Source organism: Bradyrhizobium sp. 190 (assembly GCF_023073415.1).
Taxonomy (GTDB): domain Bacteria; phylum Pseudomonadota; class Alphaproteobacteria; order Rhizobiales; family Xanthobacteraceae; genus Bradyrhizobium.
This window is the reverse complement of record NZ_JADPJL010000063.1, coordinates 56,689-81,298: the sequence shown is the minus strand read 5'-3', so window position 1 is coordinate 81,298 and position 24,610 is coordinate 56,689. Positions and strand designations below refer to the sequence as shown.

Here is a 24,610-nt window from a genome sequence, read left to right as displayed (position 1 = left end):
TCCGGCAATGGGCCCAACCATTCCCTGAGAATTTTTCGGGGATGTGACTGGAGGATAACGCAATGCAGCTAGGCGGAATTCATCATCTGACCGCGATCTCGGCGAAGCCGCGGGAGAATTTGGCCTTTTACACCGCACTCCTCGGCATGCGGCTGGTCAAGAAGACCGTCAACCAGGACGACGTCAGCGCCTATCACCTGTTCTACGCCGACGGCAAAGCCAATCCCGGCACCGATCTCACCTTCTTCGATTTCCCGGCAGCCCCCGAGCAGCGCGGAATAAACTCGATCTCGCGCACTGGCCTGCGTGTCGCGGGCGAGAAGACGCTGGGCTATTGGCGGGATCGCCTGAAACAAGCCGGCGCCGTGGCCGGCGATATCGTCGAGGTCGACGGCCGCCTGACGCTGCCGTTCGAGGACGGCGAGGGGCAGCGGCTGGTGCTGATCGACGATGGGGGCGCGGGCACGGCCTCGCCGTGGGAACGCAGCCCGGTGCCGGCGGAACACCAGATCCGCGGCCTCGGTCCGATCGTGTTGACCGTGCACGAGCTGTCGCGCACCGCCTTCGTGCTGACCGAAGTCATGAACATGCGCCGCGTGCGCGACTATGCCGCCCACGGCGCGCAGATCCATGTGTTCGAGATGGGCGAGGCAAAGGGACAGAGTAGTCCCGCCGCCGAACTGCACGTGCTCGAAGACAAGAATTCGCCAATGGCGCGGCAAGGCGCCGGCGGCGTGCACCATGTCGCGTTCCGCACCCCCGACGAGGCGCAGTACCACGCCTGGACGCAGCGGCTTAATGAGCTCCGCGTCCCCAACAGCGGCGAGATCGACCGTTTCTATTTCCGCAGCCTCTATTTCCGCGAGCCCAACGGCATCCTGTTCGAGATCGCGACCGATGGCCCGGGTTTCGCGACCGACGAGCCGATGGAAACGCTCGGCGAAAGGTTGGCGCTGCCGCCGTTCCTGGAGCCGCGTCGCGCTGCGATCGAGGCAGGGCTGAAGCCGATTACGTAGATTCGTAGGATGGGTAGAGCGCAGCGAAACCCATCATAGTCGTACGCCGCAATTGATGGGTATCGCTTCCGCCTTCGCTCGTTGAGCTACGGCGGACAAGTCGCTCCACCCATCCTACGGACTGTGCGCTTCGCGCATGCGGGCCTTCGGCTTGGAACAGGGTAAGGAACTCGGCGGCGAATGCAGCGCGCTCGCGAAGGGTCAGAGTTCCTTCCGTAGTTCGCCGGCTGTGAACATAGTTCCGCCTTCTCGACTGCGTTAAACGCCAGTGTTAGCTCGCCGTAGCGCAGATGCCCGGATCGCTCTCAGGCGGGTGCCATTGCATTTGATACGGAGCACCAAATGGATTCCACACTCAACGACAAGCTCGCGGAAGGGCAGATCGCGAGTTTGGAGCAGCAGTTTTCGAACTTGGCCCGCGAAGTGGGAATCAGTCCTTCGGCCCCGCCGGCCAGCATGAAGACGTCTCGTCTCCCGCTGGCAACGAGTCATCGATTGGCGGATTGGCGCTTTGTGGTTTTGGTCGGTTCTTTGTTGGCAGCATCCATTGGTGTCGCTGCCTGGTGGTGGTCATCCTCCGTTGATACGGCGATGATGGCCACCTCAGATGCGAAACCTCTCACACAGGCGGCGCCGGAAGCCGCTGCGCCGAAAGAAGCCGCGTCGGCTGCTGCTGCCTTGTCTTCCGAGTTGGCGCAGCAGCTCCAACCGATGGCGCGCGATCTCGCTGCCTTGAGGCAAACGGTCGAACAGCTCAAGGCGAGGCAAGAACAATTGGTCCGCGACAATGAAAATCTCGCGAGCCAATTCGAGGCGAGCCGGGAAGAAGTGGCGCGCAACAACAGTATCGTCGACCAGATCAAGGCGACCCAGCTCCAGATGGCGCGCGAAAGCCAGACGCTTACCGAGCGGGTCAACGCAAGCCAGGAACAACTCGCCCGCGTCATCGCCAGCGCTTCAGAGCCAAAGGCGATGCCAGAAGCGCCAAAGATGATGCCTGAAGAGCCAAAGGTGGAAGAACCAAAGGTGATGCCCGAAATACCACTGCCGCGTCCGCGGCAGGCGGCCACGGTCGGCCAGGCGCAAAACCCGACGCCAACCCCGGCGCGGCCGCAAGCCAAGAAACCGCAACCGTCATTCGCATGGCCATGGTCAGTGCGCTAAAAACACCCGACCGCCTAAAACCATGAGCTGCTCCCCGCCAAGCGACGCTCATGCCAGGGGAAGCGGAAGCAAATTTGCGGCTACCCTGACAGCGTCAAACCATTCGTCTGCACCTCTGGGTCTTGCTCGCAAACACCAACTTCCCTAGCCATTTCAACGCGATTTGCCCCGTCCAGTCTCGGTTGCAAAAATAATTCGCTTCGCCGCCACCCCAAATCAGTCCTACAAACCCGCCATCCCGTCCTGAAGAAGAGGGGCGTTGGCCATCGTCACGAACGTTGGGATGGGATGCGGTGGACGCAGCAGCGTCGGGCGCGAGAAGTTGTTCGCAGGGCGGTTATCCGTGAGCGAGCACGGCGCGCAAGACGTACGGCGCTGAAGCGTACGGCAAAACCGTGTGGTCCCGACACCCGTGGCTGGTGCCAAGCTGCCGGTGGCGACTTCGATCCGACCGGATCGATTGAGCCATCAAGCCGGCAGCGATGGAGGCAAGAGGAATTCGTCTCCAGGGAGAGCGCGGCATAAGCCGTCAACCCATTGCGCAGGGAATGCCGGAGTGCTCCGGCTGTACCTGTATGCTCGTGTGCGCCTCTATCTCCACTCTTGCACACGAGACCGCGGGTGCAGCAAGCACCCGGCATTCCCTGCTCCCTCTGTTTTGAGGGAAGGAATTTCAGCAAACCTCGGGCGCTATGCGCCGCGAGAAGGCGAGGTCATGTTTACGAACGTTCACGCAAACAAATTCGTTATATCAGGCGAAGAACCGTGCCAGCGTGAGTTGGCTTGCAGCTCAGGCTTCGTTCTTCGGAACGTACTTCCCAAGCACGCACTTGTATCGCTGCAATCGCCACTCGCGATACGGCCCCTTGGCGAGCCAGTCGGCAATTCCAATCTGCGCGTTGACCGCGCAGGCGCTCATGGTGATGCCGGACTGGTCACTGGTGGTGACGACTTTTTCGAGACAGAGCTGGCTGTTGCAGAGAACGGCGACGAGAGTAACGAGCATGGCGACCTTCGTTGATAAGGAATATCCACTTCGTTCAGCCAATGCAGGGTTCATGCCAACATTGGTGCACGCCGTTTTTTTGGACGCTCCCTTACGCGAATTGACCTGCAAATACGCAACCCCTCCGTAGCCGTGCTTGTTTGCGCGGGACGGATACCAGCAACGCCAGGGGAATGCGAATTGTGCTGAGAGTAGGGGCGTGCATGGACGATTCGCAAAACGTAGAACTACGGGACCGTGCCGGAATGGTCGCGACTGTCTTAAGGCTGCAACAGTTCTGGATTGCGCCGTCCGGGCTCGCGATGACGCTCGCAGCGGCAGAAGTCGCGCACGGACATCGCGCCATGCTGGTTTCGCGCTCCACGTGTAGAGCGGTTCCCTCCGCGAGCAGAATGAGACATTCGTGCAACAACCATCGTCCTAATTTCCGGAAGGGGCATCGTTAAGAAGCTACGGCCTGCTCGTCGAGATATAATCGCATCGACGAATCCGGAAAGGAGTTTTCGGTGTCGAAGTTTGCGATTGGCGAGCAAGTCGAAAATGTAGCCAACGATCACGAGTCGGGCACGGCTGTTGCAGTGTTTCCGACCGTTGACGGAAGCTTTAGATATGCCGTCGACACGGAAGGTTATGGCACACTCCAGTTCTTCGCCGAGGAGAAGCTGGCTTTTGCCGTTACGAGGCAGGGTGCCACATGACAGGCCGAGCAACCACGCAAGCGATCTCCGCGACCGAACTGACGGAGGGTGACAGCGATGCTATGCGCATCAGGCATCAGCTTGACGCCTGGGCCAATGCCTCAAATCGCACGCCTCGATTAGTGGCGGCACCTGCGGAAGACGTCGGCGCTGAATCATCTGGCGAGGCGCCGTTGCCGGCGACGAAGCGTGGCCGCGCCTCTCCGGCATCAAAGGCCGCCAAAGGCGCCAAGGCTAAGGCAGCCAGGACGGCCAAGGCCAAGACGACCGAGGCAAAGACGACCGAGGCCAAGATCGCCGAGGCCGATGGCGAGCCGGAGCCGCCCAACGCGCCGCTTGAGCCGCTGACAGTTTCCCTCGCACCCACCGTGCCGGAGCCGGTTCCAGCCACGCCGGAACGCGCACGCACCAGCCGCGCCTTTGCGCTTCTTGCAGCGCTCGCACTGGCGACGGTGGCGGCCTATTTTTCAGTCGCGGGCATGGCCGAGATATTTCCCGGCGCGCCGGTTGCGGTCATGGTGCTCGCCGCCACCATGGAAGCCGGCAAGCTCGTGATCGCCGGATGGCTGGCCGCGCATTGGGCCCGGACCAACTGGAAAATGCGCTCGGTCATGATGGCCCTCGTTGCCGGCCTCGCGCTCATCAACGCTGCCGGTGTGTTCGGCAAGCTGGTCGAGGCGCATGTCAGCGTCGCGGTCTCGTCGCGTTCCGGCGTCACCGAGCGCATTGAGGCGATCGACGCCCGCGTCACGGCGCAAACGGCTCACGTTGCCGACCTGGCCAACCGCATCGCGCAAATCGACCGGGCCGTCGACGAGTCGACACGGCGCGGCCGGGTGACTCGGGCGATCAACATCGCCACGCAGGAGCGTGCGACGCGGGACGGGTTGGATACGCAGCGGCAGGCGGCAACGGCAACGCTGGTCGGTCTGCAGGCGCAACGCGCAGCGCTGGCCGGTGAACGTTCCCGCGTCGAGGCATCCGCGGGCCCGATCCAATATCTCGCGATGATGGTCGGCGCCGCGCCCGAAGACGCGGTGCGATGGCTGATATTGTTGATGGTGCTCTGCTGCGATCCCGCAGCGATCGCCTTGACGGTCGCGGCGGCTGGCTCGCGAACTCGTGACCCGAGGTAAGAGCCGGCCGCTGTAGCCAACTTCCAAGTCAGTGATGGCTGCATTAACGACGAGATGAACCATCGGCGAAGCACGTTCAGCAACGACTCGCCTATTGCCGACATTCGGCGTATAAGTATCTCCCATGAGTTGGGATGCGAAAGACGTAGCACTGCTCAAAGAACTCTGGGCCGCGGGCCACAGTGCCGGTCAGATCGCAAGTCGGCTGGGCTACAGCCGCAACGCCGTGAGCGCCAAGCTGAAGCGCATGGGCCACAAGCGTGGTCACAAGCCACCGACGGCCAACCCCAAGATCGTTGCCGTGCCGACACGAAGGCCGGCGTTGGCGGCAGCCTGTGCCCAGCCGGTGGATAGGGTGGTGTCGAAGCCCAAGGTGTCTAAGCCCAAGCCGTCCGCGACGCCAACCAGGGAATTCACCAAGCGTGAGCTTTACGCCATGCTGGCTAATGCAGTCAGGAATACGGGCTGACTCTTGGTGCCGCCTGGCCGATAGGATCGGTATGCGAGCGGATTGGTATGATTGACCAACTCCTGACGGGAGCGGAGGGGAGGCGGGCTTGCAGCCCTCCCGCCATGTGCGGGAAGGGCGTGCTCGGACCGGCTACATGGTCCTTCCCTTGGACAGTTTTGCGGTTTTCGCGCCTTTGGACAATTTTACGGTTCGCGCGCGTTTGGCGGTGCTGTGTTCGCCTCGAGCAGCCAGCCGCTTGCCCTTCCTGACAGTCGATTCCGCCACGCGAGTTTTCGTTTTCGCTTCCGCGTCTTGCGTTTTCGCTCCGCCGCGGCGAGAGGCATATTCCTTGCCGTCGATCGGCGCTACGTGCGGCGGATCCCTATTGAGATACGGCCGCCCGATGCCAAATTCCTTGCCGTGGTCGTCGATCCACTTCCAGAGCTTTTCGGTGGAGACCCATCGCTGGCCTCGGGTCGCGCCCTTGACGCTCACGATATCGGCCGCAAGCCCGCGGCCATAGCCGCCACGGGTGCTCCCGCCATGGTAGGATCTGTCGGTTGCAGCCTTCAGCCCGGTTGCGATCGATTGACGGTAGTCATCGCGGAACGCGCTGGTGATGCCTGGCTGCAGTCCGGCCTGTTCGGCCGCGTGGAGCGTATGAAAGAGCTTTATCTTGAAACTGCGATCCATGCCGCCGATCACGTAGTCCATCATCGTCATGCCGACTTTTTCCGCCGCCTTCGGGTCCTTCCAGCCGAACTCCTCGTCGACACGCCTGGTAAAGGTCCTGGTGACAGTCACCGTCTTGCCCTTCCGCTTGACCGTCACTTTCCTCCGCTCATGCACCTTGATGGCATCGATCTTGGGCGCCCGTTCGTAGAGCGCCCAAAGGTACCGATCGATGCAGATCTCCGCGACCAGGCATTCCTCATTGATTTCGATGGTGCTCACGGCCGGCAGGGCATTGTCGGGCGCCGTTGTGACTTCCTCGGGCGAAAACACCTGCGACGGATCGGTTGAGGCGACGACAAAAGGTTTCGGCTCATCCAGGCTTGCCGTCGTATCGGCGGCCTTCTCTGGCGCGGGATCAGGCGTGCTCGCCTGCGCGCGCTCGGCGGACGGTGCTTCGGGCGGAACCACCTGCGACGAATCCGGCAGCGCGGCCACGATAAAAGTCTTCGGCTCATCCCGGCTTGCCGTCGTGTCGGTGGCTTTCTGCGGCGCGGATTCGGCGGCCGTTGCCGTCTCAACATCGCCGATGGCGGCGTTCGCTACTACGGTCGCCTGCGGTATGGCCGTGGGCTCGGTGCTTGCGATGAGAGTTGGTTCGTGGCGTTCCACGATTGACTTCGCGCCGGCGTTTTCGACGGAAGCGCTGATGTGCTCGGTGGAAGCCGAACCGAAGCCTGTGAGCCAGGCGAGAGCACAGCTCGTAAGAGCCAAGCCCGCGACGAAATTGATTCGGCGCTGCGCCTTCGTTGCCAATCGCCATGGGTCCATGATCCGGCCTCCCAAGGCTCCGCATGAGCCTGATTACATAGCCAAGCACGCGACGGCGCTTATTGTTCGCACTGCGAAATGAATGCGCAACGGCCGGACACTACGGGATCGTCCATTTTTTTGAAGTGTTGCTTCAATGCCACGCGCCGTTGCATGGAACTTGCTGTGCCATTCTGCGACGCCGGCCTACGACCCCGCGTATTCGGCTCGTAGGGCAGATCAGCGAAGCGCAATCCGCCGTTACCCCAGCAACACCGCATCGGCGCGGTTCACGGCATCGGCGCTGTCCGTCACCGTCTGCTCCAGCGATCCCGCCTGCACGGTGATGTTCTCGGCAAAGAACCGCGCCACCGTCACGTAGCGCTGCGGATCGCCGGCCTCGCCATTGCTCTTGGCGGCCAGTGCTTCGCCGGCCAGCATGCAGCCGCCGAGCGTTGAACCGAACAAACGGAGATAAGGCGTGGCGCCGGCGAGTGCGTCGTTCGGTGCAGACGTCACGCGCTCCAACAGCCATTTGCTGGCGCGCTCCAGCGAGCCGAGCGCGTCGCGCAGCTTGGCGCCAGTGGTACCGAAGGCGGGATCGTTCGACGTTTCGACCTGTTTGACGATGCCGCCCAGTTCATCAATCAGAGCCCACACCGATGCGCCGCCGTTCGCGGCAAGCTTGCGCGTCACGAGGTCGATCGACTGGATGCCGTTGGTGCCCTCGTAGATCGTGGTGATGCGCGCGTCGCGATAATGCTGCGCGGCGCCGGTCTCCTCGATGAAGCCCATGCCGCCGTGGATCTGCACGCCGAGATACGCCACCTCGTTGCCGATATCGGTGGAGAAGGCCTTTGCAATCGGCGTCAGCAGTGCGCCACGCGCGGCGGCATCAGCCTGCACCTTGGCGTCCTTGGCACGCACGGAAATGTCGAGCGCGACAGCCGTAGCGTAGCAGATCGAGCGCGCCGCGGCCGTCATGCTGCGCATCTGTAGCAGCATGCGCTTGACGTCGGGATGCACGATGATCGGGTCGAGCCCGTCGCCCTTCTTGCCGACGGCGCGGCCCTGCTTGCGTTCCTGCGCAAAGGCCAGCGCCTGCTGGTAGGCGCGGTCGGCAATGCCGACGCCCTCCAGCCCAACGCCGAGGCGGGCCTGGTTCATCATCGTGAACATGCAGAGCATGCCCTTGTTTTCCTCGCCGATCAGGTAACCGATGGCGCCGCCGTGATCGCCCATCGTCATGGTGCAGGTGGGGGAGGCGTGCATGCCGAGCTTGTGCTCGACGCCGGACGGATAGATGTCGTTGCGCGCGCCGAGCGAGCCGTCGGCATTGACCATGAATTTCGGAATCAGGAACAGCGAAATACCCTTGGTGCCCGCGGGCGCATCGGGCAGGCGGGCCAGCACGAAATGCACGATGTTATCGGTCATGTCATGGTCGCCATAGGTGATGAAAATTTTGGTGCCCTTGATGCGATAGCTGCCGTCGCCTGCGCTCTCGGCGCGGGTGCGCAGCGCACCGACATCGGAGCCGGCCTGCGGCTCGGTGAGCTGCATGGTGCCGGTCCATTCGCCCGAGACGAGTTTCTCCAGATAGATCTGCTTCAACTCCTCGCTGCCATGGGCATCGAGCGCTTCGATGGCGGAGAGCGTCAGCAGCGGGCAAAGGCCGAAGGCGATGTTCGAGGCGCTCCAGATTTCGGTGCAGGCCGCGTTGATCGCCATCGGCAGGCCCTGGCCGCCAAAAGCTTCCGGGCCCGACACCGCGTTCCACCCGGCGGCGATCCAGCGCTGATAGGCATCGGGCCAGCCGGGCGCGGTCGTCACCTTGTTGTCCCCAAGCTTGATGCCGTGTTCGTCGCCCACTCTGTTCAGCGGGGCCAGCACGTCGCCGGCGAATTTTCCGGCTTCCTCCAGCACGGCCGCGGTGATGTCGCCGTCGAAATCGCCGTAGTGGCCGGCCTTCACGGCCGCCTGCAGGCCTGCGCCGTGGTTGAGCGCGAGCAGGATGTCGGAAATCGGCGCGCGGTAGGTCATGACGAAAATCTCGCTTTGACGGGAAATGGGCTGCCGTATTCCCACGAAACCGGGGTTGTCTCAACTCTTCGATCGGCGGTATTGGGCCGCGGCAGGGGCGTGAAACCGGCCGGGGATTTCGTGTGTGCGGTCCCAATATATATAAAGGGTCATGCTTCCGGGGAGCAAATTTCGGACAAAATTTGGGATTCCAGCCTGTTGAAATGGCTCAAGTCCCTCTATAGACCGGCGTTGTCCGAACCGGTTCGCGCAGGGTCATCGCCCCGGCGCGTTCGGCTTTGGACCGTTGGGGCGTAGCCAAGCGGTAAGGCAGCGGATTTTGATTCCGCCATTCGGAGGTTCGATCCCTCCCGCCCCAGCCAGTTGATATTGCTCGTCTAATCGCACTTTGTTCCGGCGCTTCTTCTGAACGCTTTTGCTGCCCTCATCGAACTTAGGTGCGCGCGTCTAACGCATACGTGATCAAAGCGAGGACAGCGATGATCGACGTCATTAGACACAGGTCAACCTTAGCACGAAGCGTGTTTATCTAATGAGTGACCTTGGTGGCAAACTGGTAGCCGCCATTGCGGACAGTCTTGAACATGGCAGTTGCGCCGCCGTCCGAAAGTTTGCGTCGTAGGCGGCTGACCAGCACATCAATCGAGCGGTCCAGGACGTCTTCATCGCGCCCCCGCGTCAGATCGAGCAATTGGTCTCGTGAGAGCACGCGGCCGGGACGAGTGAGAAAGGTCAGGAGCAGATCAAAACTCGGCGCCTGTGAGTTCGATATTGCCACCGTCCGGATCGACCACCGCAATCCGTTCGCGTACTTCGGCACACCTCGAAGCGAGCTGCACAAATCCTTGCCCTTCATGTAGCGCGCCAGAAGCTTTCGAATCTCAAGGTCATCTTGTAACCGCCCGAATGGCGGTCATTGTTGACCGTTGCGAGGGTTAGGAGTTCACTCCGTTGACGACGTGCGGTGCCCGCAAACAGGCCGAGGTCGCCACCGACTGTGAAGTTCGGTCCATTGCCGGCGATCAGGACGGCGCGGACGTCTGAGCGTGTTCGGCATCATCAACTACACCTACGCCTGGTACGATCCCGAGGGCGGGACCGGTCCGCAGCGGAGCTGTGATCAGAATGTGCCGGGATAGGCGCCGCCATCGATCAGGATGTTTTGCCCGGTGATATAGCCGGCCTGTGCCGAGCACAGGAACGCGCATGTCGCGCCGAATTCGTCCGGATGCCCGAACCGCTTGGTTGGGTTTGCGATCCTTATTTCCTCGGTGACCGCGCCGATATCGCGCGCGGAATTCCTCGCTAATGCTGCCAGATTCGACTTCAGCCGGTCGGTGTCAAAGGTGCCGGGCAACAGGTTATTGATCGTCACATTGTGCTCGGCTACCGAACGCGCGAGCCCTGCGACGAAGCCGGTGAGGCCGGTACGGGCGCCATTGGACAGCGCGAGCATCGCGACAGGTGCCTTCACCGCATGCGACGTCACGTTGACGATACGGCCGAACCGGCGCGCAATCATGCCGTCGAGCGTCGCCTTGATCAGGGCGATCGGCGCCAGCATGTTACCATCGAGCGCCTTGATCCAGTCGTCGCGCTCGAACTTGCGGAAATCCCCAGGTGGCGGTCCGCCAGCATTGTTGACGAGGATGTCGGGGGCAGGGCAGGCGGTGAGAATGGCATCACGGCCCTCCTTCGTGGTTACGTCGGCAATGATCGTTTTCGGTCGATTTCCAGTTGCGGAAGCGATTTCGTCGGCCGCGCGCGCCAGTACGTCGCCGCGCCGGGCGGCGATGACCAAATTGACGCCCTCGCGGGCGAGAGACATGGCGCTGGCCTTGCCAAGGCCCTGACTTGCCGCGCACACGATTGCCGTGCGCCCCTTCAATCCCAGATCCATGCGTCCTCGTCTTGTTCACTTCGCGCGGCAGTGAGGCCGTCGCAATGTTCAGTTGTTCGGCAAGGCCATACCGGCGGGCTTCGAGCCCCACATGCAGAAGCTTGTCGGCTCGAACCCGAACTGCCGTGGCCGGTGCGTGGCTTCATCCTCGATTTCGTCGACGCCGACGGAATATTCGAAGATCATGCCGTCGGGACCCTTGAAGTATAGGAAGCGCGCGCCTGACGTCGGATGCCGTCCCGGGCCGAACACGATCGGAACGCGGCGCTCACTGAGGAAATAATAGGAGCGCAGCACATCGTCGCTGCTCTCCACCTGATGATTGATGTGCTGGATGCCAGCCTTCGGTGCCCGCACAAGCGCGATCGTGTGATGGATCGCGTTGACGCGCATCAACGGGATGTCGCCGATGCGGTCACTGACGCGGGCGTTGCACACCTGGGTCCAGAACCGTTCGTCGCGTGCGGGATCGGTGGAATTCAGTCCAATATGGCTGAAGCCGGTGATCCCGGCGTCGCGGCTGGCAAAATAGCGGCGGCCGCTTCGTTCGGGCCGCACCACGAGTTCAATGTGGTTACCGGTCGGATCGCGAAAGCCGATGAAGGCTCTCACCTTGCGCTGCTCGGCTTCATGTGTGGAACCCGCGTGGACGGCGTGGCCGAGCGACTCCAGCGTTGACGCCGCCTCCTGCAGGCTCGCCTCATCCTCGACCTCGAAGCCGACGGTCTGACCATTAGGATCGCCTTCGGAATAGCACAGCGTATGTGCGCGCGCATCGGAGCGGAGATAGAGATCCTTCTTGCCGCGTTCGGCAATCTGCAGCCCGAGGCAGGTCGTGGCAAAATTCTCGGCAGATTCGAGATCAGGCGAACCGAGGCGAACGTAGCTCACGTCCTTTAGCTGAATCATGTTGCTCTCCTGTCCATCTACACCGGTGCGCCCAGTTCCGGTACATCCTTGCTTTCGCTGCCCCAGTCGCAGAGCGATGTGGAGGTGAGCGGAAACTGTCGCGCCAGCCGCGGCTTTTCATCGAGCTTCGCCATGCCATTCACATAGGAGAAGATCAGACCGTCGGGCCCCTCGACGTGCAGGAACATCTGGTGCGAGGCCGGTTCGCGGCCGGGGCCCTGAACAATCCTGGTCTGGCTTTCCTGCATGAAGTAGCTGTTCTGCATGATCTGATCGAGCGCCTCGACCTCGAAGGCCGCATAGAGAACCCCGCTGCGTTTCGATGGATAGAGCGCAACGCGATGATGCAGCCCGTCGATTCTTAGGTAAGCGATATCACCGACCCAGTCGCTGACCTCGGCGCCGAGGGCACGCCAGAACACGAGGTCGCGCGCGTGATCGGTGGTGCGGAGGCCAACGCCGTGAAACGCGACGATGCCGGCATCGCGCGCGGGAAAATAGCGCCGTCCACTTCGGGTCGGCCGGACCACCAGGTCAATCCGGTTGCCCGACGCATCCTCGGCCAGCAGCGCTAACTGGACGTAGCGGCGCCGGCACTCGCCGGCGGTGGCCTCGTTGGCCGTAAAGCCGGCCTCACGTAAACGTCGACCGATTTCCTTCAGGGCCTCATCGTCCCAGACTTCTATTCCAACGCTTGCACTATCCGTGGCGTTTTTGCCGAGGCTTACCGTGCGAAAGCGATCGTCCGAACGAAAGGCAATCTCACCGTCCTGATCGGCGATGCGCTGCAGTCCGAAGATGTCGGATACAAAGCGCGCACTGGCGCTGGGCTCGCTGACCGCGAGGCGGACGTAGCAAACCGAATTGATCAGTGGAGTCGCGCGGCCGTTGTTCATCGCGTGCGCGCCTTCGGATGCTGGTGCTCGAGGAAAATCTTGATCATCCGCCGCCAGACCGCGAACAGCTCGTCGAACCATTTTGGATCGTTGTCCCACAGCGTGCGCAGCGCCATGCCGCGGACGACGCTGAGTGTCAGCGCTACGATGTCGGCTGCGACTGAGGCCGGGACGCCGCTCGCCGCCAACGCCTCGGTCCAGGCTGTCTCGACCGGACGGCGGGCCTTGCGGGAGATGTCGAGGATCTGTTTGCGGACGGCCTGGTCGGTCGAGGTCGACAGCACAATGTCGATCGCCACCATGAAGTGCTCGCTGAAGAAGAATTCGCGGGCGTCTTCGATGACGGCCTCGATCAGGTCGCGCGGCCGGTTGACGGCGGCGGCGCGGCGGCGGCTTACAATCTGAGCCTGCTCGAACACATATTCCAGCGTGGCGACGACGAGCGAATCCTTCGTCGGGAAATGGTGAAGTTGCGCCCCCCGCGACAATCCCGCCTCGGCGGCGACATCGGCGGTTCGAAAACGTGCGTAGCCGCGCCGGCGAATGAGCTCCGATGCAGCCTTCAGGATTCGCGTGCGGGTTGCCTCGGTGCGTTCGGCCTGGGTTCGCCGCCGCGCTGTTCCGAGCGTACGGCGGGCAGATTTCAGCGGAGCTGGGACGCGGTCGGGTCGGTTGGCCATGTCAAACCTCGATCTGAACTTTTCCGTCCACGATGGTGACGGGATATGTCTTTAACGCTATTTCGCAGGGCATCCCGGTGGGCTCGCCGGTGGTCACGTCGAACGTGCCGAAGTGAAAGGTGCATTCGACAGTCTTGCCGGTGATGATGCCTTCCTCCGCCAGCGATGCTTCGCCATGGGTACACATATCTGCGGTGGCGTAGATCGCCCCGTCCACCCGATATAAGGCAACGTTGGTTCCATCGGGCAGGGGAGCCTGCCGGATTTCACCTTCGACCACTTCGCTGGCCGCACAGAGCACGACTGTTTCACCCATTGCAAAAACCTAGAGCATGGTGCTGCCGCCGTTGACGCTGATGACCTGTCCGGTCACGAACGAGGCTTCGGCGGAAGCGAGATAGGAGACCATCGAGGCGACTTCCTCCATCTCGGCCGGACGGCCCATGGGGATGACGCTGACGAATTTGGCGGCGAGCGCAGGGTTGCTCTTAGTGATCGCCACCATCTGCGGCGTGTTCACTGCGCAGGGGGCCACCGTGTTCACGGTGATGCCCTCCTTCGCGAATTCGCGCGCCATGCCGGTCGTGAGACCGTGAACGCCTCCCTTGGCGGCGTTATAGGCGGCGTGATCCCACAAACCGTTACGGACGGAGTCGGCACCAAGATTGATGATGCGGCCGTAAGCCTGCGCGCGCATCCTGGGAACCGCATACCAGGAACACCACAAGACGGTCCACAGATTGCGGTCGATCGTGGTCTTCAGCGTTTCCGGCGAATGCTCGGCGAAGGCCTTGATGATACCGCCACCGGCGTTGTTGACGAGAATGTCGAGGCGGCCGAACCGCTGGCTCGCCAGATTGACGGTCTTTTCGGCTACTTCTTGATTGGAGAGATCGCCGGCATGGCTCGCGACCTCCGCGCCGAACGCCTTGCTGAGATGCGCAGCGGCCTGTTGCAGTCCGCTCTCGTCGAGATCGGCAAGCACCAGCCTGGCGCCGTCCTTTGCCAGCCGCTCGGCGATCGCAAGGCCGATGCCCTTCGCCGCACCGGTGACGATGGCCACATTATCCCTGAGTTTCTTGTCCATTTCCGTCATTTCTTCAGAGAATGATGCTGACGCGGCCCTGCGCGCGCAGGCCCTCGCTGTCCAGAAGGCAGCGCTTTTCCTTAATCCGGAACGTGCCGTTGCCCGGCACCAGCCGATATCGATTGCTGCCGAAATAGGTATCGGTCACGCCATCCTTGGTACGATAGGTGATGAAGGCCGAACTGATCTCCAGATCGTTGCCGATCTGTTTTCGGATTCGCACGTTGCTGACGAGGTGACGTGTCCTCGAATGCGGGAATTCGGCATGCGCGGTTCGCTTCATCAAGCGCTTGACTCGCTCGCTAAGCCGGAAGCGATCATCGGCGACATAGAACAAATTGTTGTCCGGCGAGGCATCGACGGCGAGATCGGTCGCCGGGACGTAGTAGATCGCATCGTCCGTAAACAGCTCCAGCCATTCCGGCAGGCGCCACTCGTCGAGCAATTCGGCTTCGGCGAACAAGAAATCCTCGACTTCCGTGCGAGCTATGGATTGCATGACCGTTACTCCGTCACTCATGCCGGCACCCTGAAAACGTGTTCGTTCCAGTTCGACCAGAACGCGCGCATCTGCAACTCGTCGTCGTAGGACGGGTTTTCCTTGCCCATGCCCTTCGAAATATCGTTCCACTGTGCTTCGGCGGAGTTGCGAAAGCCGCGCTGACATTGTTCGAGCGCCTCGACGTCGTCGGGCGTCGCAAAACCGCCGGGCCCAAGGAATTCGAGGAAGTTGAACAGCCGGTACTTCCGCGCCCAATCGGTCTCTTCCTTGGGAGCGAGGGCCCAGGCGCTGATATTCATGAAATCGGGCGCGGCGGGATAATAGGTCCGCACCGTCACCGCCATGATGTCGTTGATCACCAGGTTAGGGAAGATGAACAGGTTGCGATTGAAGGTGGCGATGCGGTCGGCTCGTTCTTTCCCAAATCGCTTGAGCAGGCCGTCATAGAGGCGCGAAAGCTCGCGCTTTCCTTCCTCACCCCAGGAAGGAATCCACTGCGCAACCGGGCGGCCCCAAGGGGCCTTGTATTCGAGCACGGCATGCCCTTTGCCGAGATCGCGGGCCGAACCCTCGAATGCGACCTGGGCCAGTGCCCCCGTCGCCGACTTCAGATAGTCCAGATAGGTCGCGTGTGTCGTCAGTGCGTGATAGCCGTCGATGCTGTTTTCGGTCAGAAGTTTCCAGTTGGCGCGCATCGAATATTCCTGCGTGCCGCCGACGATGGTCATCCCGGCTTCGGCCTGGTCGCAGATTACGTCGAGATATTCCCTGACCGGGCCGAGATAGTCCGAGAGGCTCTCGACGTCCTTGTCGAAACAGATGAAATTGAAGTCGCGATAACTCTCGAAGCGCGGAACCTGCTGCATATTGGAGGTCGAACGCTCCTTGAAATCCTCAGCGTAAGACGTCTCTCCCGGTTGGCTGCGCAGCGTTCCGTCCAGCCCGAACACCCAGCCGTGATAGAAGCATTGGAAGGATTTGGCGCTGCCGTGTTTTTCGCGGCAGACTTGCGCTCCGCGATGCGGACAGGTGTTCAGCATCGCCTTGAGATTGCCCTTGCCGTCGCGTGCGAAGAGGATATTTCGGCCGCCGACCTGACGGGTGACGAAATCGCCGGGCTTGGCGAGTTCGGAGCTATGGCCGAGGTAAAGCCAGCATTTGTCGAATATCTGCGTCCGTTCGGCTTCCAGAATATCGGGGTCGACAAAGGCCTGGCGCGAAACCTTGAAGATCTTCCTGGATTCGTCGATCATGAGCGCGGTGTTCATCCGCTGGAACGCCATCATTGCTGTCTCTCCCGAAAAGGTTCTTTGCTTGTTTTCATTTCAAGGCGGTCCGCAGATCGTAGGCAGGTGACTCCAGGTCAGCGCGGGCGGGGCGCTTGTTCGCCGCGATCACGCGCCGCAGCATAGCCATTTCCCTGGCGGCATTGACCGACAGCGCGCCGACCACGTCCGAACCGCGCATTGCGATCACCGAGAACTTTCCCGAACGCGTGTCGCCACGAACGATGTGATCGCTGTCGAGCATGTCGCCGGTGACCTGGATGTTCAGGTCGTATTGATCGGTCCAGAACCAGGGCGGGTCGTTATATTCGCTTGCCCCATCGATCATGTTGGCGGCGACCGAAATCGCCTGGTTCTGCGCATTGGCCCAGGTCTCGACCCGGATCGCACGGCCATGGCAGCGGCTCCATTGCAGCGCCGCGTCCCCTGCGCAAAACACGCCGGGCGCCGCGGTATGGCCGTTGGCGTCAACCGCGATTCCCGTGGCCGACGGCAGCCCAAGGCTATCAGCGACTGTCGGTACCGATTCGACGCCAATGCCGACCAGCACGATATCGGCGGCGATCTCGCGGCCGTCGCGGAGCGTCACGCCGTTCGAACTTGCACCGCTTACCGTCGTGCCGAAGATGAAATCCACACCGTGGCTCCGGTGCTTTGCCGCGACGAGATCGCTGACAAGGGTCGGAAACGCGCGTGCCAGCAGGCGCTGTTCGCTTTCGATCACGGTGACCGCGCACCCCATCATCGCCGCTGCACAGGCCGCTTCCAGCCCAATCACGCCGCCGCCGACGATCGCGATTCGTGACTTGTGCTGGATCGACCTGCGGAAGCGCAGCGCATCCTCGACATTGCGGAGGTATTGAACGTCAAGCCCGCAGTTCTCGATCGCTGCGAAGCGGCGAGGGCGCGTCCCGGTCGCGATCAGCAAGCGGTCGAAAGCGAACGAGCGGCCGTCCGCGGTCGACACGGTCCGGCGATCGGCATCGCAATCGGTTACGGCCGCACCGGTTTCGAGCCGGATCCCCAACTTGTCGTGCCAGTCGCCGGCCTGCTTGATATAGGTAACGGGCGTTTCCGGCGCGTGAAGCATTTCCTTCGAGAGCTGCGGCCGCTCATAGGGCGGATGCCGTTCTTCGCCGAGCATCGTGATCGCGCCCTGAAAGCCCTTTGCGCGCAGGGCTTCCGCGGCGCGGCCGCCAGCCTGGCCCGCACCTGCAATCACGATGTTTTCGATTGGAGCCGACAATGTTCGGTTCTCGTCCGTTTCCGTCCCCTGGCGCGGATTGCCGCGGCCGACATTATTCTTCGATTGCAAGCATAATAAAAACAGTCCAACCTGCTTGTAAAGTAAGATCGCAGCGAAGCCTGCGGAATGTTGGGCACTACACGTTTCGGTGCATAACGAGAACGAGGAAGCGTTTTGGCCGAGGCCATCGATATCCATACCCATTTCGTTCCGCGCAGCATCCCGTTGGAAACGGGGCGCAATCCGCTCTGGCCGTCAATCGAGATCAGTGGGAGCGATGCTGCCGCGGTCATCGTCGGCGGCAAAATATTTCGCATCATCGATTCCAGAAGCTGGGATGCGGAGCGCCGGATTGGCGACATGGCGGCTGATGACGTCGACGTGCAGGTCGTCTCACCAATGCCGGAGTTGTTGTCGCACTGGTTTCCAGCCGATGATGCGGACGTGCTCTGCCGGCATGTCAATGAGGGGATCGCGGAACTCTGCAGCGCGCACCCCGGGCATTTCGTTGGCGTCGGTATGGTGCCGATGCAGGATGCGGCGCTGGCCGCCAGGCGGCTGGAGGAAGTTAGTTCGCTTGGCCTGCGTGGCATCGAGATCGGCACCCATATCAATGGTATCCCGCTCGGCGATGCGCGGCTGCGTGAGGTCTATGCTGCGGCTGAGCAGGCTGGCCTTATGGTGATGGTCCACCCGCTGCATCCGCTCGGCCTCGACCGCATGGGCGGGCGGCCCGAACTCGCCGCCGTTGCTGCATTCCCATTGGAGACTGCCTTTGCGGCGGTGTCCTTGATGACGCGTGGCATTGTCGAGGAATTTCCGAACTTGCGGTTCTTGCTCAGCCATGGAGGCGGAGCGCTGCCCTGGATCTTGCCGCGTTTGCGGCACGCGAGAACGATCGGACCGCCCTTGGACAGGCTATTTTTGCGCGATCCCGGCGAGATGGCTAAGGCGTTTTACTACGACACCATCCTCTATGATGGCGCAGCGCTGGACTATCTCGTCACAAAGGTCGGCAAGGAGCGGTTGGTGGTGGGGTCGGACTATCCGTTTACCATCAAGCAGGACCGTCCGGCGGAGTTCGCAGAAGCGGCGCTGGGTATGGCGCGCGAAACGTTCGCCGATAATGCGCGAAGCCTGCTCGGCCTCGAAACGAGGTCGACTGCGCGCCGCGCCCGTTGAGAGGGAGGTCGTCCTGGGTACGTGCTATTCCTATCCCCAATTTTGTTCGCTTGGGCCGCTGCCGCCGCGTACGCCGGCCCGTCCTGACCCGCAAGTGCCGCGCGACAGGGCGCTCGGCGCATGCGCGCATGGCAAGATAGGCGCTTTCTATTTCTACATGGAGGGCTCGAACGACGATGCCGCGTTCGGCTTTTGCGAGATCGAGGTATCGGTGCAGCATGTCGCCGAAGGCAAGGTGAGACTGGAGCTCTATTGCATTGCCGACGGCTATCAGAGCGAGCGCGGCATCGGCAAGAGATATCCTTTACAAGTGGCGGTCCTGGCGAAAGACAAGGTTCTGGCAACGGTGGACTGGCATTTCCCCGACGTGATCTGCGGCCACGCTGATCCCATGCATTTCGTAACGGATATCGCCATGGCGGATAATCTCTTCGCCAGGGTTGATCGAATTGAACTGGCCGGGACGGCCGGTGAATCGGAACCTTGCCGGTAGGGGTCTGACGCATCGGGCATTGGCTGGGTGTTGCGATGCTGCAGCAATAAACCGGATGGACTGCTTGTAACAAAATGTTCTCATGGATAGTAAACTAGCGTACAAGTAAGAACAAATCGAGGACCGTGTTTTCGCAGCGGCGCCAAGCTGTTGATGTTGAGGAACGATTCATGCGCGCGTGCCTGACGATTGCGTTCGGCCTGCTCATTGCCTTGCTCGGAATGGACGGGACGGATGCGGCATCCTATCCGTCTCGGCGGATCAATCTCGTCGTGCCGTTCCCGGCTGGCAGCGCGACCGATGCCGTGACCCGGCGTCTGGCCGAAAGCATCGGCGCTGCCACAAACGCAACCGTGGTGGTCGAGAACAAGCCGGGTGCCGACGGCAACCTTGCCGCGCTTTCCGTCCTGAAGGCCGACGCCGACGGATACACGATCTTTGTGACCACCAACTCGACGCAATCAGCCAACGTCAATCTTTTCAATTCGATGCCCTATGATCCCGCCCGCGATTTTGCACCGGTTGCCGGCATCATGACGATTCCGATGATGCTGACGGTGAAGGCGGAGTTTCCCGCGCGCAACGTGGCCGAATTCATCGCCTTGGCAAAGGCGCGCGAAAAGCCGTTGTCGTTTGGCAGCGGCAACACGTCGAGCCGGGGAGCTGCCGAACTCTTCCGCTTTCGTGCTGGAATCGCAATGCAGCACGTTCCGTATCGCGGAATGCCCCAGGTCTTGACCGACGTTCTTTCCGGCGAAATCGACTGCGTGTTCGCCGATCCCGCCAGCGCGCAGGGGTTGGTACAGGATGGGCGGTTACGCGTGTTGGCGGTGACGAGCAGCGAGCGATTGGCGACCATGCCGGCCGTTCCGACCATCGCCGAAGCCGGGCTACCCGGATCGGAACTGACCGCGTGGGTCGGCGTCTTCGTGCGTGCGGGCACGCCGGACGATGTCATCGCCAGGCTCAATGAGCTTACGACCGCCTTCGTCACGCGCGAGGAGACGAAGGCTTATCTGGAATCGGTCGGCGCAAAGCCGTTTCGTGCCACCCCCGGGGAACTGGGGGCGTTTCAGGAGGCGGACACCAAACGCTGGGCGGAGATCGTTGCGATCGCGAAAATCGAAAGGAAATGATCCGCCAGTTATCGATGGTGGCGTATCAGAAGGTTACTAACCTCAGGCCGCCCGCCGCTTCTTGCGGGCCTTGGCACGTGGCGCTTCCGTCTCTTCGCTCTCCTTCTGATTCTCGGGCAGCGTGCCGTCCGACATGGCGAGCAGATTGTGCTTCATGGCCAGCAGTGCATCCGATGCACCTTCCAGCTGCTTCCGGTCGATCCCGTTGACGATCATGGCGTTGAACTTGTCGGTTTCCTTGCGGAGCTTCTCGAGGAAACCGCGGGCCTGCTTGGTGACGTAGACGCGCTTGACGCGCCGGTCGACGGGATCGGCCTGGCGTATCACAAAGCCGGAAGACTCCAGCCGGTCGATCAGCGCCCCTACGGCAACCTTTCCGACGTCGAGTTCGTTGGCGAGCTGGGTCTGGGGCAGGCCGTCCTTGCGCGAAATGAACGCGAGCACCCACCATTGCGAGCGGGTGATTCCGAGCGGCGCCAGGGCGCGGTCGAACATCATCCTCCTGAGCCGCGACACGTCGTGGATGAGATATCCAAGCCGGAGATCCCAATCGGGTTGCTCAACCATTGATATTTCCCTTGAGGCGAGTCGGGGGCAGGCCATCAACCAATACCATACACCAGCGTATTTTAAAGGGCATATCGCGATTTCCGGCTTAAACGGAGCTTCTTAACCAGCCGTCAGCCGGTTTACAAAAGAAGTACGCTAGTGTATGAATTGTCTGCCGGTTCTGGCCAGGCACAGCGAAGCGTGATCAAAATCGCGCCGCAGGGAAGGAAGACACCATGTTCGACGCCGCCCTGCTTCAAGGCAAGCGGATCCTGGTCACGGGCGGGGGCACCGGGCTTGGCAAGGAAATGGCGGTGGGGTTCGCGGCCCATGGCGCGCACGTCTATATTTGCGGGCGGCGCAAGGAGGTGCTGGATCTGGCGGTGGCCGAGATCCGCGAACGATCGGGCGGGCAAGCCGACGCCTTGATCGCCAACGTTCGCGATCCCGACAGCATCGAGGCGATGATATCTGCGATATGGGCGGACGGCCCGCTCACCGGCCTTGTCAACAATGCCGGAGCAAATTTCCTGGCGCCGACCGAAACTCTGTCGCCGCGGGGTTACGAGGCGATCCGATCGACAGTGATGGACGGTTCGTTCTACGCATCCGTTGCCTGCGGCAGGCGGTGGATTGCTGCAGGTCTGCCCGGCGTCATCATCAGCAATCTCGTCACCTGGGTCTGGACCGGATCGGCCTACGTGGTGCCGGCGGCGATGGCGAAAGCGGCGGTGCACGCCATGACCATGTCGCTGGCGGTTGAGTGGGGCCCCAAAGGCATCCGCGTCAATGCGATCGCGCCCGGTCCATTCCCGACCGAAGGCGCGTGGGACAAGCTCAATCCATTGGCGGAGACCGGCGTCGGCGCAACGCAGGCGGATGAGGTGCCGCTGCGCCGTTTCGGAAAAATGGACGAGTTGCGCAATCTCCTGATCTTCCTGATGTCGGACGGTTGCAGCTACATCACTGGCGACACGATCAGCATCGACGGCGGCCATCATCTGGCGGCGCCCAGCACCTTCGCCGGCCTCGCAAAACTGTCGCCGGCCGACTGGCAACGCGCCCGCGAGGCCATTCAGGCTTCGGTACGCAGGGAAAAGGAAACGCGGTCGATCTGACGCATTTGCAGCGAAAGTGGCTTGCGGCACGAAGAGGGAGAGGCGCCGATGGATCTTGCGATGTCGACCAAGAGCTTTGATTGCACCATCGACGATGGCCTTGCCCACATCGTTCTCAATCAGGCGGACCGCGGCAATCCAATCGATGGGGAGTTTTGCCGCGAATTCAGCCTGTGCATCGCCGAACTCAGCGAGCGGAATGACGTGCGGTCGGTGTTGATCTCCGGGCGCGGTCGGCTGTTCAGCGTCGGCGGCGACCTGATGTCGCTGGTGAAGCAGGGCGACGCGCTACCCCGAACAATCAAGGCCTGGACGGCGGACTTGCATGCGGCGATTGCGCGAATGGTCCGCATGCGGGCGCCCGTTATTGCCGCCGTGCACGGCAACGTCGCCGGCGGAAGCGTGTCGCTGATGGCGGCGGCCGATCTGGTCGTTATCGCGGAATCGGCACGTATCTCATCGGCCTTCGCAAAAATTGGATTCAGTCCGGACAGTGGCTCGACGACCACGGTCACGCGCCGGATCGGCGTGGCGCGCGCCAGACGATTTTTCCTGCTCGCCGAGACGCTGGACGCTGCGACAGCGCTGTCGCTCGGCCTCGTCGACATCGTTGTTCCCGATGGCGAAGTGCAGCGCGAGGCGGAACGGATAGCGCGGGAACTGGCGGCTGGTCCCACCGAGGCCTATGGCGCGATCAAGCGTCTGTTTTCGCAGACGCTGGACCGGTCGCTGGAAAGCCAACTGGAGGAGGAGGCGCAGACGCTCGCCGCGATTTCGCGAACCGCCGACGCGCGCGAAGGCGTCAAGGCCTTTGTCGAAAAGCGAAAGCCGGCATTCATTGGGCGGTGAGCCGCCGCTTGCGAGATGCCGCAGGAGCGACAATCTTGACCTGTTGCAAACTATCGTAACTCAGAATAAGGTACACTAGTGAACGATATTAATCCGAACATAGAATTCGGAAAAATCCGCCGCAGGAGGGAAAGATGATGACCGCAACCGCTGCCAAGCGCGATACGTCTCCCGCCGGTTTCCGGGAAGCCGGATACTGGCTCGACAAGACCGTTGATCAGCTTCTTACCGAGGCGGTGGCCAAGGCACCCGACAAGGTGTCGGTCGTCGCCGATCGGGCGGATCGCGCGCAGGCGCTTCGTTTGACCTACAAGGAGCTGGAAAGCCGCGCCAATCGCGCCGCCACCTCACTGCTGCGGCTCGGTATTGGACGCGGTGACATTGTGACGGTGCAACTTCCTAATTGGTGGGAGTTCGTCGTCACCGCCTTCGCCTGCAGCAAGATCGGCGCCGTGATGAATCCGGTGATGCCGATCCTGCGGGAGCGCGAGCTGGTCTACATCCTGAATTTCTGCAAGGCCAAGGTTTTCATCGTTCCGAAGACCTATCGCGGCTTCGACTACGCGGCGATGGCGCAGGGTATGCGCGGCGATCTGCCCGATCTCCAACATGTGATCGTCGTCGACGGAGATGGACCCGACAGTTTCGAGCGCGCGCTGCTGGCGTCCGATCCCGGAAAGCTTCCTGTGGGCCTGGCTCCCGATGACATGTCTGTCCTGATGTTCACCTCGGGCACGACGGGCGAGCCGAAGGGCGTCATGCACACCTCGAACTCGCTGATTGCCTGCTGCAAGGCGCTGACGGGCAGGTTCGGCCTCGATTCCAGCGATGTCCTGCTGGTGGCCTCGCCGGTCGGCCACATGACGGGGTATGCGGCAATCGTTCTGCTCTCGGTCTATCTTGGCGGCACGATGATCCTTCAGGACGTGTGGGAGCCCAAACACGGCGTCGGCCTGATGGCGCGTGAAGGCGTTACCTATACCGCCGCCTCGACGCCGTTCCTGAGCGATATCTGCGAGGCCGTGAAGGCGGGCGCTCCCCATCCGAAGGACCTGCGCTCGTTCCTGTGTGGCGGCGCGCCGATCCCTTCCGTGCTGATCGAACGGGCAGCCAACGAACTCGGTCTCAAGGTCTGTTCGCTCTGGGGCATGACCGAGATTCTGTCGGGCACGCTCACCGAGCCTTCGCGGGCGGGAGAAAAATCGGCCACAACGGATGGCCGGGCGCAGGATGGGATGGAAGTCCGGATTGTCGATCTCGAGGGCGGGCCGGTGCCCGCCGGCCAATCGGGACGGTTGCTCGTTCGCGGCGCCCAGATGTTCAAGGGCTACTACAAGCGGCCGGAGCTGCAGACCTTCGACAGCGAGGGATGGTTCGATTCCGGCGATCTCGCCTACATGGACGAGGACGGCTACATCCGCATCTCGGGCCGGGTGAAGGACATCCTGATCAGGGGCGGGGAAAACGTGCCGGTCGTCGAGGTCGAAAACCTGCTCTACAAGCACCCTGCCGTGGCCGCAGTCGCTTTGGTTGGTTTTCCAGATGCGCGGCTCGGTGAGCGCGGCTGCGCCTTCATCGTTCCACGACCCGGCAGCACCATCGATCTGGCCGCGGTGCAAGCCTATTTGAGCGACTGCAAGATGGCGAAGCAGTTCTGGCCGGAGCGCGTCGAGGCCATCGCCGACCTTCCTCGCACCGCCAGCGGCAAGATTCAGAAGTTCAGGCTGAAGGAGATAGCTGCGACATTTGCCGAAACGAAGTAGCGCAGAGGCGGCATCCGT

At 61.9% G+C, this 24,610-nt stretch carries 24 protein-coding genes, 1 tRNA gene and 1 pseudogene; 12 read left to right on the top strand and 14 right to left on the bottom strand.

Annotated elements, in window-relative coordinates:
- The first annotated feature begins 62 nt into the window (after positions 1 to 62).
- Together IVB22_RS31440 and IVB22_RS31435 are read left to right on the top strand one after the other, a co-directional pair.
- Positions 63 to 1,016, top strand: coding sequence for a ring-cleaving dioxygenase (locus IVB22_RS31440; RefSeq protein WP_247521049.1), 954 nt, complete (start codon positions 63 to 65; stop codon positions 1,014 to 1,016).
- Positions 1,017 to 1,406: 390 nt separating this feature from the next.
- Complete coding sequence (locus IVB22_RS31435; RefSeq protein ID WP_247521048.1) at positions 1,407 to 2,180, top strand: hypothetical protein; 774 nt, start codon at positions 1,407 to 1,409, stop codon at positions 2,178 to 2,180.
- Positions 2,181 to 2,970: 790 nt separating this feature from the next.
- Here the strand turns inward: IVB22_RS31435 and IVB22_RS31430 are convergent.
- A complete protein-coding gene (locus tag IVB22_RS31430) occupies positions 2,971 to 3,186 on the bottom strand; it encodes a hypothetical protein (RefSeq protein WP_213289303.1) in 216 nt (71 codons plus the stop codon).
- A 506-nt stretch (positions 3,187 to 3,692) separates the two neighbouring features.
- Between IVB22_RS31430 and IVB22_RS31425 the strand changes: the two genes are divergently transcribed.
- From IVB22_RS31425 to IVB22_RS31415, 3 genes are all read left to right on the top strand, one after another.
- On the top strand, positions 3,693 to 3,884 hold the full coding sequence (locus tag IVB22_RS31425; protein ID WP_247521047.1) for a hypothetical protein: 192 nt from the start codon (positions 3,693 to 3,695) through the stop codon (positions 3,882 to 3,884).
- Positions 3,881 to 5,020 carry a hypothetical protein gene (locus tag IVB22_RS31420; RefSeq protein ID WP_247521046.1) on the top strand — a complete coding sequence of 380 codons (1,140 nt, stop codon included), beginning with the start codon at positions 3,881 to 3,883 and terminating at the stop codon, positions 5,018 to 5,020. The genes IVB22_RS31425 and IVB22_RS31420 overlap by 4 nt, the downstream gene beginning before the upstream one ends.
- 124 nt (positions 5,021 to 5,144) lie before the next feature.
- Positions 5,145 to 5,489, top strand: a complete 345-nt coding sequence (locus IVB22_RS31415; protein ID WP_247521045.1) for a GcrA family cell cycle regulator — start codon at positions 5,145 to 5,147, stop codon at positions 5,487 to 5,489.
- Positions 5,490 to 5,621: 132 nt separating this feature from the next.
- Here the strand turns inward: IVB22_RS31415 and IVB22_RS31410 are convergent, their stop codons facing one another.
- Positions 5,622 to 6,974 carry a hypothetical protein gene (locus IVB22_RS31410; protein WP_247521044.1) on the bottom strand — a complete coding sequence of 451 codons (1,353 nt, stop codon included), beginning with the start codon at positions 6,972 to 6,974 and terminating at the stop codon, positions 5,622 to 5,624.
- A gap of 240 nt (positions 6,975 to 7,214) precedes the next feature.
- A complete protein-coding gene (locus IVB22_RS31405) occupies positions 7,215 to 8,996 on the bottom strand; it encodes an acyl-CoA dehydrogenase (RefSeq protein ID WP_247521043.1) in 1,782 nt (593 codons plus the stop codon).
- 287 nt (positions 8,997 to 9,283) lie between these two features.
- On the opposite strand from IVB22_RS31405, the gene IVB22_RS31400 reads away from it, so the two are divergent.
- Positions 9,284 to 9,358 (top strand) — tRNA-Gln (locus IVB22_RS31400).
- Between the two features lie 167 nt (positions 9,359 to 9,525).
- On the opposite strand, the pseudogene IVB22_RS41530 reads toward IVB22_RS31400, so the two are convergent.
- The 10 genes and pseudogenes from IVB22_RS41530 to IVB22_RS31350 form a co-directional block, all read right to left on the bottom strand.
- Positions 9,526 to 9,790, bottom strand: a pseudogene (locus IVB22_RS41530) (winged helix-turn-helix domain-containing protein); the annotation flags it as partial.
- Positions 9,791 to 10,116: 326 nt separating this feature from the next.
- Positions 10,117 to 10,896 (bottom strand): SDR family oxidoreductase, encoded by a 780-nt coding sequence (locus IVB22_RS31390; protein WP_247521042.1) that lies wholly within the window; start codon positions 10,894 to 10,896, stop codon positions 10,117 to 10,119.
- 48 nt (positions 10,897 to 10,944) lie between these two features.
- The gene (locus IVB22_RS31385; protein WP_247521041.1) at positions 10,945 to 11,805 is read right to left on the bottom strand and encodes a VOC family protein; all 861 of its coding nucleotides are present in this window, start codon (positions 11,803 to 11,805) and stop codon (positions 10,945 to 10,947) included.
- A 17-nt stretch (positions 11,806 to 11,822) separates the two neighbouring features.
- The gene (locus IVB22_RS31380) at positions 11,823 to 12,701 is read right to left on the bottom strand and encodes a VOC family protein (protein WP_247521040.1); all 879 of its coding nucleotides are present in this window, start codon (positions 12,699 to 12,701) and stop codon (positions 11,823 to 11,825) included.
- Positions 12,698 to 13,381 carry a TetR/AcrR family transcriptional regulator gene (locus IVB22_RS31375; protein ID WP_247521039.1) on the bottom strand — a complete coding sequence of 228 codons (684 nt, stop codon included), beginning with the start codon at positions 13,379 to 13,381 and terminating at the stop codon, positions 12,698 to 12,700. The genes IVB22_RS31380 and IVB22_RS31375 overlap by 4 nt, the downstream gene beginning before the upstream one ends.
- Position 13,382: 1 nt before the next feature.
- A complete protein-coding gene (locus IVB22_RS31370; RefSeq protein ID WP_247521038.1) occupies positions 13,383 to 13,697 on the bottom strand; it encodes a non-heme iron oxygenase ferredoxin subunit in 315 nt (104 codons plus the stop codon).
- Positions 13,698 to 13,706: 9 nt separating this feature from the next.
- Entirely contained in the window at positions 13,707 to 14,468 is a 762-nt protein-coding gene (locus IVB22_RS31365; protein WP_247521037.1) for an SDR family oxidoreductase, read from the bottom strand.
- Between the two features lie 13 nt (positions 14,469 to 14,481).
- Positions 14,482 to 14,967, bottom strand: a complete 486-nt coding sequence (locus IVB22_RS31360) for an aromatic-ring-hydroxylating dioxygenase subunit beta (protein WP_247521036.1) — start codon at positions 14,965 to 14,967, stop codon at positions 14,482 to 14,484.
- 17 nt (positions 14,968 to 14,984) lie between these two features.
- Positions 14,985 to 16,256 (bottom strand): aromatic ring-hydroxylating dioxygenase subunit alpha, encoded by a 1,272-nt coding sequence (locus tag IVB22_RS31355; protein WP_247521035.1) that lies wholly within the window; start codon positions 16,254 to 16,256, stop codon positions 14,985 to 14,987.
- 34 nt (positions 16,257 to 16,290) lie between these two features.
- Positions 16,291 to 17,502, bottom strand: coding sequence for an NAD(P)/FAD-dependent oxidoreductase (locus IVB22_RS31350; protein WP_247521034.1), 1,212 nt, complete (start codon positions 17,500 to 17,502; stop codon positions 16,291 to 16,293).
- A gap of 174 nt (positions 17,503 to 17,676) precedes the next feature.
- Between IVB22_RS31350 and IVB22_RS31345 the strand changes: the two genes are divergently transcribed.
- The 3 genes from IVB22_RS31345 to IVB22_RS31335 all read left to right on the top strand — a co-directional run bounded on the left by IVB22_RS31345 (position 17,677) and on the right by IVB22_RS31335 (position 20,313).
- Complete coding sequence (locus tag IVB22_RS31345; protein ID WP_247521033.1) at positions 17,677 to 18,684, top strand: amidohydrolase family protein; 1,008 nt, start codon at positions 17,677 to 17,679, stop codon at positions 18,682 to 18,684.
- Positions 18,629 to 19,177 (top strand): hypothetical protein, encoded by a 549-nt coding sequence (locus IVB22_RS31340; RefSeq protein ID WP_247521032.1) that lies wholly within the window; start codon positions 18,629 to 18,631, stop codon positions 19,175 to 19,177. The genes IVB22_RS31345 and IVB22_RS31340 overlap by 56 nt, the downstream gene beginning before the upstream one ends.
- 170 nt (positions 19,178 to 19,347) lie before the next feature.
- Positions 19,348 to 20,313, top strand: coding sequence for a tripartite tricarboxylate transporter substrate binding protein (locus IVB22_RS31335; protein WP_247521031.1), 966 nt, complete (start codon positions 19,348 to 19,350; stop codon positions 20,311 to 20,313).
- Positions 20,314 to 20,355: 42 nt separating this feature from the next.
- Here the strand turns inward: IVB22_RS31335 and IVB22_RS31330 are convergent, their stop codons facing one another.
- Positions 20,356 to 20,880: a MarR family winged helix-turn-helix transcriptional regulator gene (locus tag IVB22_RS31330; protein WP_247521030.1), complete on the bottom strand. Its 525-nt coding sequence runs from the start codon at positions 20,878 to 20,880 to the stop codon at positions 20,356 to 20,358.
- Between the two features lie 218 nt (positions 20,881 to 21,098).
- Between IVB22_RS31330 and IVB22_RS31325 the strand changes: the two genes are divergently transcribed.
- The 3 genes from IVB22_RS31325 to IVB22_RS31315 all read left to right on the top strand — a co-directional run bounded on the left by IVB22_RS31325 (position 21,099) and on the right by IVB22_RS31315 (position 24,592).
- Complete coding sequence (locus IVB22_RS31325) at positions 21,099 to 21,980, top strand: SDR family oxidoreductase (RefSeq protein WP_247521029.1); 882 nt, start codon at positions 21,099 to 21,101, stop codon at positions 21,978 to 21,980.
- A 48-nt stretch (positions 21,981 to 22,028) separates the two neighbouring features.
- A complete protein-coding gene (locus IVB22_RS31320; protein ID WP_247521028.1) occupies positions 22,029 to 22,829 on the top strand; it encodes an enoyl-CoA hydratase/isomerase family protein in 801 nt (266 codons plus the stop codon).
- A gap of 137 nt (positions 22,830 to 22,966) precedes the next feature.
- Positions 22,967 to 24,592 (top strand): AMP-binding protein, encoded by a 1,626-nt coding sequence (locus IVB22_RS31315; protein WP_247521027.1) that lies wholly within the window; start codon positions 22,967 to 22,969, stop codon positions 24,590 to 24,592.
- Positions 24,593 to 24,610 lie beyond the last annotated feature (18 nt).